Origin of the sequence: Ramlibacter sp., from assembly GCF_041916345.1 — a bacterium.
Classification (GTDB): domain Bacteria; phylum Pseudomonadota; class Gammaproteobacteria; order Burkholderiales; family Burkholderiaceae_C; genus Ramlibacter.
In genome coordinates this window covers 1-7,046 of sequence record NZ_JAYRZR010000137.1, presented here as the reverse complement: position 1 = coordinate 7,046, position 7,046 = coordinate 1, and the positions used below count along the sequence as shown (strand labels likewise).

The window sequence follows — 7,046 nt, the reverse complement described above, 5'->3', positions numbered from 1 at the left end:
CTGGTGAAGGCAACAGCCGGACACCTGCGCAGCGTCCAGCGCCAGCCCGAGCGGATCAAGAGCTACTTCGAGCATGAGCCTGTTCGCTATGCGGCTTGATTCAACTTCATTGATGCCGACTCAATAACATCGGCCGCATGCCCATCTGGACCCGCCCCATCAGCGTCGAGGCGCTTACTCGCATCCACCTCGACACGGCCCCTGCCCACCTGGGCATGGAATTCCTGGAAGTCGGCGACGACTTCATCCGCGCGCGCATCCCGGTGGATGCACGCACCCGCCAGCCCTATGGCCTGCTGCACGGCGGCGTGAGCGTGGTGCTGGCGGAGACGCTGGGCTCCTGCGGCGCGATCTACTGCTGCCCGCCCGGCCACCGCGTGGTGGGCCTGGACATCAACGCCAACCACATCCGCGGCGCCACGGCCGGCTGGGTGACCGGCACCACGCGGCCGGTACACGTGGGCCGCAGCACGCACGTGTGGCACATCGACCTGCACGACGACCAGGGCCGGCTGACCTGCGTGTCGCGCATCACGATGGCGGTGCTGGAAGAGCGCTGACCCCGGCCTCACCAGGCGCACCCATGGCCACCCGAAAGCGCCCCGCCGCCGTGCAGGCCTCCCTGTTCGGTGACGCGCCGCCTGCGGCACCGGGCAACGCGCTGAGGATCCAGGCCGCGAAGCTCACACCCGAGCAGCAGCGCTTCAACCGCCTGCTGGACAAGGTGGAAGGCCTGACACGCCACATCGAGGCGCTGCGGCGCGCGGGCGACGCGCACCGGGCCGCCGTCATGCGCGACCTCACCCCGCTGCACCAGCGGCACCTGGCGCTGATGCGCGAGATGGCGGTGTTCCTGGACGAGCGGCTGTCGCGGCCGGGCCTCTCCACGCCGCAGCGCCGCAACCTCCGCGAGATCCTGTGCGCGCTCGCCCATGCGCTGGCCGCCTCGGGCGACGCCGGGATGCAGGCCGTGCATGACCGGCACAGCCCGCGCAGCCTGGCGCAGAAGCAGAAGGACGAAGCAGCGGACCTGCAGGCGATGTTCGAGTCCGCGTTCGACACCGAGCTGGAGCTGGAAGAGGACGCCGCCTCCATCGAGGAGATCCTGCGCGCCGCGCGGAGCAAGGCCGAGGCACTGGCCGACGCCGAGGCCGATGCCCAGCAGCGGCGCGCCAGCCGGCGCCGCAAGCCGCCCACCGCCCGCCAGCAGCAGGCGGCGCAGGCGCAGCAGGATGCCCAGACCGCGTTGCGCACCCTGTACCGCCAGCTCGCGAGCGCCCTGCACCCGGATCGCGAGACCGACCCCGCCGAGCGCGACCGCAAGACCCAGCTGATGGGCGAGGCCAATGCGGCCTACGAGCGCCGCGACCTCACCGCCCTGCTCCACCTGCAGATGCGCGTGGAACACATCGGTGAGGAGGGCGTGGCGCGCATGGCGCGCGAGAAGGCCGAGGCCTTGTGCGTGCTGCTGAAGGAACAGGCCGCCGCCCTGCAGGCCGACCTGGACCTGCTGGCCCAGCAACTGATGATGGAGTTCGAGCTGTCGCCCTTCCTGCCGGTGAGCGAGGAGACCCTGCGCGCCGCGCTGATGGATGAGCGCGCCCAGCTCCGGCACGACATCCGCTGCATGGAGAGCGACCTGCAGCTCGTGCGCGAGGATGAGGGCCTGAAGCGCTGGCTGCGCACGCAGCGCGCGGCGCAGCGCCACGCGGTGCCGTTCTAACTTCGTGGGCCACTCTATACGTGAATGGTGATCGGGCCGGCGCCGCAGATGACGATGTACTGGTCGCCCGCTTCCAAGAGGTGGAACCCTCGCTTCTTGACCTCATCCAGCAGGAAAGAGTAGAGGCCCTGCGCGTCGATATGGGCCTTCTTGCGCCTGACGACACCACCGGCCTTCGCGGCGTCGGATCCCAGAAAGTCGTTGATGAAGGTGTAGGGGCTCATACGTAGCAATTTCTGATGCTTGGTTGGCTGCTGCGCGCAAGGCGTCCCTCAGTGAAGCCACATGACGGTGATGACCGTTGTCTCGTCACGAGAGACGACGATTGCAGCGCCCCTGAACTTCACCAGATGCGATGCCGCCGCTCGGCCTACCTCCCTTGTGTACTCCCGCCAAGCCTTCTTGGACCATCGAATGAGAGTGGCGTCGTACGATGGCAACCGCTCGCCGAAGTCCAGCAGCGCTTCGATGATCATCTGCGGAATGCTGCGGTCGCATAGCCGATGTGTCGCGTGGGTGCTCAGTTTCGTGACATTCACTTCCGCTCTCCCTTGTCACCAATGAGGTCATCGAAATCCCTGACTGCCTGTGCTCGGCTCGCAAATGCCGCTGTACCAGGGACAAGATCTTCGGGAACCGTGCAGTTAAGGCCGAGCAACGTCGTCTCCATCAAGACATGCCTATAGAAGTGGCCGGTGAGGTCTGGCCAGAGGTGATTCCAGGTCTCACGCAGTCCAGCAAACGGATCCGCCAGAACGGCCTCAACAACTGCCAGCGGAGCATGTAGGTTGTCGATCTCGGCGCTGGGGTTTGCATATTTCCGGGCGACCTCTTCAGCCGCACGCCTGACATCTGCCCGCTTCTCAAGGAAGTAGTTCGTTGCCAGCCAGTTAGGACTTGCCAGCAGCAACAGGAAGATGCGATTCAGGAAGGCGTCACGTGGGACCAGCTTGCGATTGCAGACTTCTGTGAGCTGCTCTGCAGTGGAAGTGGCTAGGAGGACTGAGATTTGTCGGCCGTCGGTCTTAAGCCGCTGCTTGACGTTGAAGTCTATGAATGCCCTCACAGCCTCGGAGTTCGGCTCTGCGATCTCCTCGTTCAGCCGTGGCACTTCGAGCGCGAGTAGCGAGTCGAGAACAACGTCTCTTCGCAGCTTGGTCAATCGCGTTGACTGCGCGTCATACAGCTGGCCAGTAAGGCGAAAAGTAATTTTTGTGTGGCTCATGGCGTAAGGACGTGAGAAGGCAGAGCTACCGAGACCCTAAGGCCGACGGAAGCAAGTTTACTCCATTTACCAACAATGTCAAGCCACACGGAATGTGGCCGACCTTCGCCTCAGCCCCGCGCCAGCCGCTCGCTCTTCCAGTACACGTCGTCGCCGCCATGCTGGCGGTTCAGCGTGCGCGCCAGCACGAACAGCAGGTCCGACAGGCGGTTCAGGTACTGCCGCGGCGCATCACGCAGCGGCTCCTGCCGACCCAGCGCGACCACCGCGCGCTCGGCCCGGCGGGCCACGGTGCGGCACACATGGGCCTGCGAGGCCGCGCGGGTGCCGGCCGGCAGGATGAACTCCTGCAGGCGCGGCAGCTGCGCGTTGTAGTGCGCCAGTGCATCGTCGAGCGCCAGCACGGCCTCCGCCTTCAGCAGCTCGAAGCCGGGGATGGACAGTTCGCCGCCGAGGTTGAAGAGCTGATGCTGGATGTCCACCAGCAGCTCGCGCATGGGGCCGGGCACCTCCTCGCACAGCAGCACCCCGATGTGCGAGTTCAGTTCGTCCACATCGCCCATCGCCTGCACGCGCAGGTGGTCCTTGGGTACCCGGGTGTTGTCACCCAGCCCGGTGGTGCCGTCGTCGCCGGTGCGGGTGGCGATCTGGGTGAGGCGCTGGCCCATGTGCTGTTCTCCTTGCAGGGCCGGATTGTGCGGCAGCCGCGCCCACCCCCTACTGGCTGCCGGGATTGACCAGCCGGTTGATGGACAGCGCCGCATCCAGGTTCAGCGTGCCGGTCGGTCCAGGCCCGGTGGGGGCGCCGAGCTGCGCGCCGCGCTGCATGGCCATGCCACCGGTGCCGCCGGCCGCCTGCTGGTCACCCCGGCCGTCACCGGCCCCACCCGCGCGGCCGATGCGGGCGTTCACCGCCCGCTCGACGCCGCGGATCTCGTTGCCGAAGGCGCCCGCACCCAGGTAGATGGGCACTCCGCTGCCGCCAGCGGACGGGTTGTCGTCCTCGCGCGGACGGCCGCCGGCGCCGCGCGCCTGGCTGTCGCGCTCGGCGGCCGCCTGCTCGGGCGTCATGGGCTTGCCGCCGGTCATCTGGCTGTTCTGCTCAGCGGTCCAGTAGGCAATGCGCTCGCTGTTCGTCATGTCCTTGGTAGCCTGGTAGCCGTCGCTGCCGACGCTCTGGGCATAGGCCAGCTCCGCGGCATCCGTGAAGCCCTGGCCGGTGACCGTGCCGCCCGCGGCCTGCAGGCCCTCGGCCACTTCGCTGGTGGTCATCGGCTGCGCAAAGCCGACGCCGCCGCTGCCCGCGTACACCGACATGCCCGAGGCCACCTGGCCGCCACGATCCGTGTTGCCCACCCGCCCCGGCCGGCCGCCGAGCGTGACGTCGCCGCCGCCGGCATTGTTGATGCGGTTGCCCGCGAAGGTGTCCGAGTGCCGACCCGTGACGACGTTCTCCGTCGCCTGCAGCCGACCGGCACCACTCAGACCGCTGCCCTTCGCCTCGCCAGCCAGACCCTCGCGCCCGCTCGGCGCGAAATTGGCGCCGAACCGATTGCCACCCAGTGTGCCGCTTCCGCCCGTGCGGCCCGCGACATCCTGCTCGGTCAGCTTGCCGTCGATCTCGCCCTGGAACGCGGCGCCCTGCACATCCGCGACGGCCAGCGTCGGCCGCCAGCCGAACCCCGCCACCGGACCGGGGGGCGGATCCTCCGGCCGGCAGATCGGCCCCGCAATCGTGGCCGGCAGTCCGAGCGCGCCCGACGACGCCACCCGGACACCGTTGCGCACCTTGCGCGGCGCGCCGCCGTCCGCCGGGGCCAGGGCGGTCTCGCCTTGGGTCAGCACCACTTCCTCACCGCCCTGGGCCAGGGCCACCGCGCCATCGTGCACATGCACGTAGGTGCCGGCCGGCGCCTGCCCGGCCTGGCCGGATTGCGCCACCTGGCCGAGGTCGGGCCCGAAGAAGCGGCCCGGGTCCACGCTCACCCCGCGCGGGTCGGGCGCCTGGAAGGCCGGCACCGACTCGCTGGGCACGAAGCCCTTGCCGAGGACGGCGATGCGCTGGCCGGCCTCCACCCGCAGGACGCCGCCATCCCCCCGCACGGAGACCGCGCCCTCGGTCACGGCGAGATTCGCAAGCCGCGTGGCCGGCCCGCCCGCGCCCGCCAGCGATTGCCCCGGCGTCGGAGCGGCGCGCTCGCCACCGGCGGGACGAGCCAGCTGGCGCTGGCCACCGCCGGTCTGGCCCCCACCCGTCTGCCCGCCGCCGGCCGCGGCCTGCGCACGCTCCGCCAGCGCCTGGCCTGCGGCATCGAGTGTGGCCCGCAACCGCTGCTGGGCGGCCTGGCCCTGGGCGTCGAAGTAGGGGTCGGTGCGGTCGGAAAGGAGCTGGTCCACGCGCGGCCCGATCATGAACTGCGGCAGCTGCGTCATCTGGTACAGCGCCTCCAGGTCGTCGGCCCGCAGCCCCACCGCCGCGTAGGCGGCCCGCCAGGCGGCGGTTTCAGGGTTGTCGCCCGGCTGCCGCACGGTCGAGGCCAGATCGCTGCTGATCGCCACAAGGAAGGTGTAGCCGAGGGGATTTGCCGCGCCCATGCTGGCCGCTGTGGCCCCCGCGTCCGCGATGCCGCTCGCCTGCGCCAGGAAGCGCCACCGCAGCACGTTCAGCGCCGCCACCGTTTCCCTGACCGCCGTGTCCTGCGGGCCCTGAGCCACCGTCGCGGGGCCCACGGCCTGCTGCAGCCGGTCGCTCAGCGCCTGCACCGCGGCCTGCGCCGCGCGCACCTCGTCCGGCGTGCGCGGCGGGGTCCGCGTCAGGGCATCGAGCTGGGCCGACATCGCCTCCAGCACCGGCGCGGCCGCGTTGCGGATCGCCGTGGCTGCCGCTTCCCCGGCCGCGCCCGTGGCGCGCTGCCCGGCGTCGCGGGCCGCGTCGGCAGCCTGATTGGCCGTCTGGGTGACCACCTCCACCACCGCCCCCCAGGCCGTGCCGTGCGCGCGCAGGACCTGCCCGCCCGCCTCGAACACGAAGCGCTCGGGCCGCAGCCGGGCGAGCTGGCCGCTGCTGACCTGCGCCGCCCCGCGCTGCAGCTCCATGCGGATGCGCCCCTGGCGGGGTGCCGCTTCGTCGAAGCGGACCTCGCGCAGCCAGAGCCGCGAGCCCGGATCCAGCGTGACGCGTGTGCCATCGCGCAGCACCAGCAGGGCGATGCCGGTGGCGCCGGTGAGCACGTGATCGCCTTCGCGCAGCGGCGCCGACAGCGGCAGCACGCGCCAGCGGCCCCGGGCATCGATGGCGCTCACGCCGCCGGCGCTGCCGCCGAGCCGGCCGACGAACTCACCGCCCGCGCGTGCCACCGTGGCGTCCTCCGAGAGCCGGCAATCGTCGTCGCAGACACGCATGACGAAATCGGTGCCACGGATGCCCAGCGTGGCGGTGGGGGTGGTGAAGAGCGCGTTGCCGGGCCGTCGCTGGGCGATCGCGCCGGTGAGCACGCGCATCGCCCCCTTGAGCAGGCGCGTCGACAGGCGCTCCTCCGCCGGCTGCTCGGGCTTCAGCACGAACTCGCTGAGGTGGATGGCCGAGTTGGCCGCCACCTGCATCCGCGTGCCGTCGCGCAGCCGCAGCTCGGCGCGCGAGCCGGCCTGGGCACGAACGATCTCGCCGAGGTACAGCGGCTCGTCAGGGCCGGCCAGCCGCGCGGTGCCAGACGGCGCGTCGACCGTCACGGTGCCCTGGCTGGTGATCACGTCGCCGATCGGCTGCGGCTGGGACTGGCCCTGCGCGGCCAGCGGCAGCAGCAGGCCAGCCAGCAGCCAGCCCGCGGCGCGCCTAGCGGCAGATGAGGACGGCGCCATCGTCGTTCTCCTCGTCGTCAGTGCCGCGCGACCCTTGCGGCGGCAGCGGCTGCGGACGTGTCTTCTCCACCGCGATGAACAGCGGCAGCTCCAGTGAAGTCGCCAGGGCGCCGCTCAGCACGGGCAGCGTGGAGGGGCCGCCGTCCGAACCGGCCGGCGGCGGCGCGGCCGGCCCCGGGGCGGGCGCTGCCCCGGGAGCCGGTGCCGGTGCGGGCGCCGGTCCTGCAGCGGGGGGCGCAG

8 protein-coding genes are annotated in these 7,046 nt (G+C 70.7%); 2 read left to right on the top strand and 6 right to left on the bottom strand.

Annotated features, from left to right (window positions below; all coding sequences use genetic code 11):
• The first annotated feature begins 137 nt into the window (after positions 1–137).
• Positions 138–560: a hotdog fold thioesterase gene (locus ACE3T5_RS20480; protein WP_374669960.1), complete on the top strand. Its 423-nt coding sequence runs from the start codon at positions 138–140 to the stop codon at positions 558–560.
• Between the two features lie 23 nt (positions 561–583).
• Positions 584–1,723 carry a hypothetical protein gene (locus tag ACE3T5_RS20475; protein WP_374669959.1) on the top strand — a complete coding sequence of 380 codons (1,140 nt, stop codon included), beginning with the start codon at positions 584–586 and terminating at the stop codon, positions 1,721–1,723.
• 14 nt (positions 1,724–1,737) lie between these two features.
• Here the strand turns inward: ACE3T5_RS20475 and ACE3T5_RS20470 are convergent, their stop codons facing one another.
• The 6 genes from ACE3T5_RS20470 to ACE3T5_RS20445 form a co-directional block, all read right to left on the bottom strand.
• The gene (locus ACE3T5_RS20470) at positions 1,738–1,947 is read right to left on the bottom strand and encodes a hypothetical protein (protein WP_374669958.1); all 210 of its coding nucleotides are present in this window, start codon (positions 1,945–1,947) and stop codon (positions 1,738–1,740) included.
• 48 nt (positions 1,948–1,995) lie between these two features.
• Complete coding sequence (locus ACE3T5_RS20465) at positions 1,996–2,199, bottom strand: hypothetical protein (protein ID WP_374669957.1); 204 nt, start codon at positions 2,197–2,199, stop codon at positions 1,996–1,998.
• A gap of 59 nt (positions 2,200–2,258) precedes the next feature.
• Entirely contained in the window at positions 2,259–2,885 is a 627-nt protein-coding gene (locus ACE3T5_RS20460) for a hypothetical protein (protein ID WP_374669956.1), read from the bottom strand.
• A 173-nt stretch (positions 2,886–3,058) separates the two neighbouring features.
• Positions 3,059–3,616: a cob(I)yrinic acid a,c-diamide adenosyltransferase gene (locus ACE3T5_RS20455; RefSeq protein ID WP_374669955.1), complete on the bottom strand. Its 558-nt coding sequence runs from the start codon at positions 3,614–3,616 to the stop codon at positions 3,059–3,061.
• A gap of 49 nt (positions 3,617–3,665) precedes the next feature.
• Positions 3,666–6,806 carry a FecR domain-containing protein gene (locus tag ACE3T5_RS20450; protein ID WP_374669954.1) on the bottom strand — a complete coding sequence of 1,047 codons (3,141 nt, stop codon included), beginning with the start codon at positions 6,804–6,806 and terminating at the stop codon, positions 3,666–3,668.
• A partial coding sequence (locus ACE3T5_RS20445) for a hypothetical protein (protein WP_374669953.1) occupies positions 6,781–7,046 on the bottom strand: 266 nt, incomplete at its 5' end. The genes ACE3T5_RS20445 and ACE3T5_RS20450, both read right to left, overlap by 26 nt.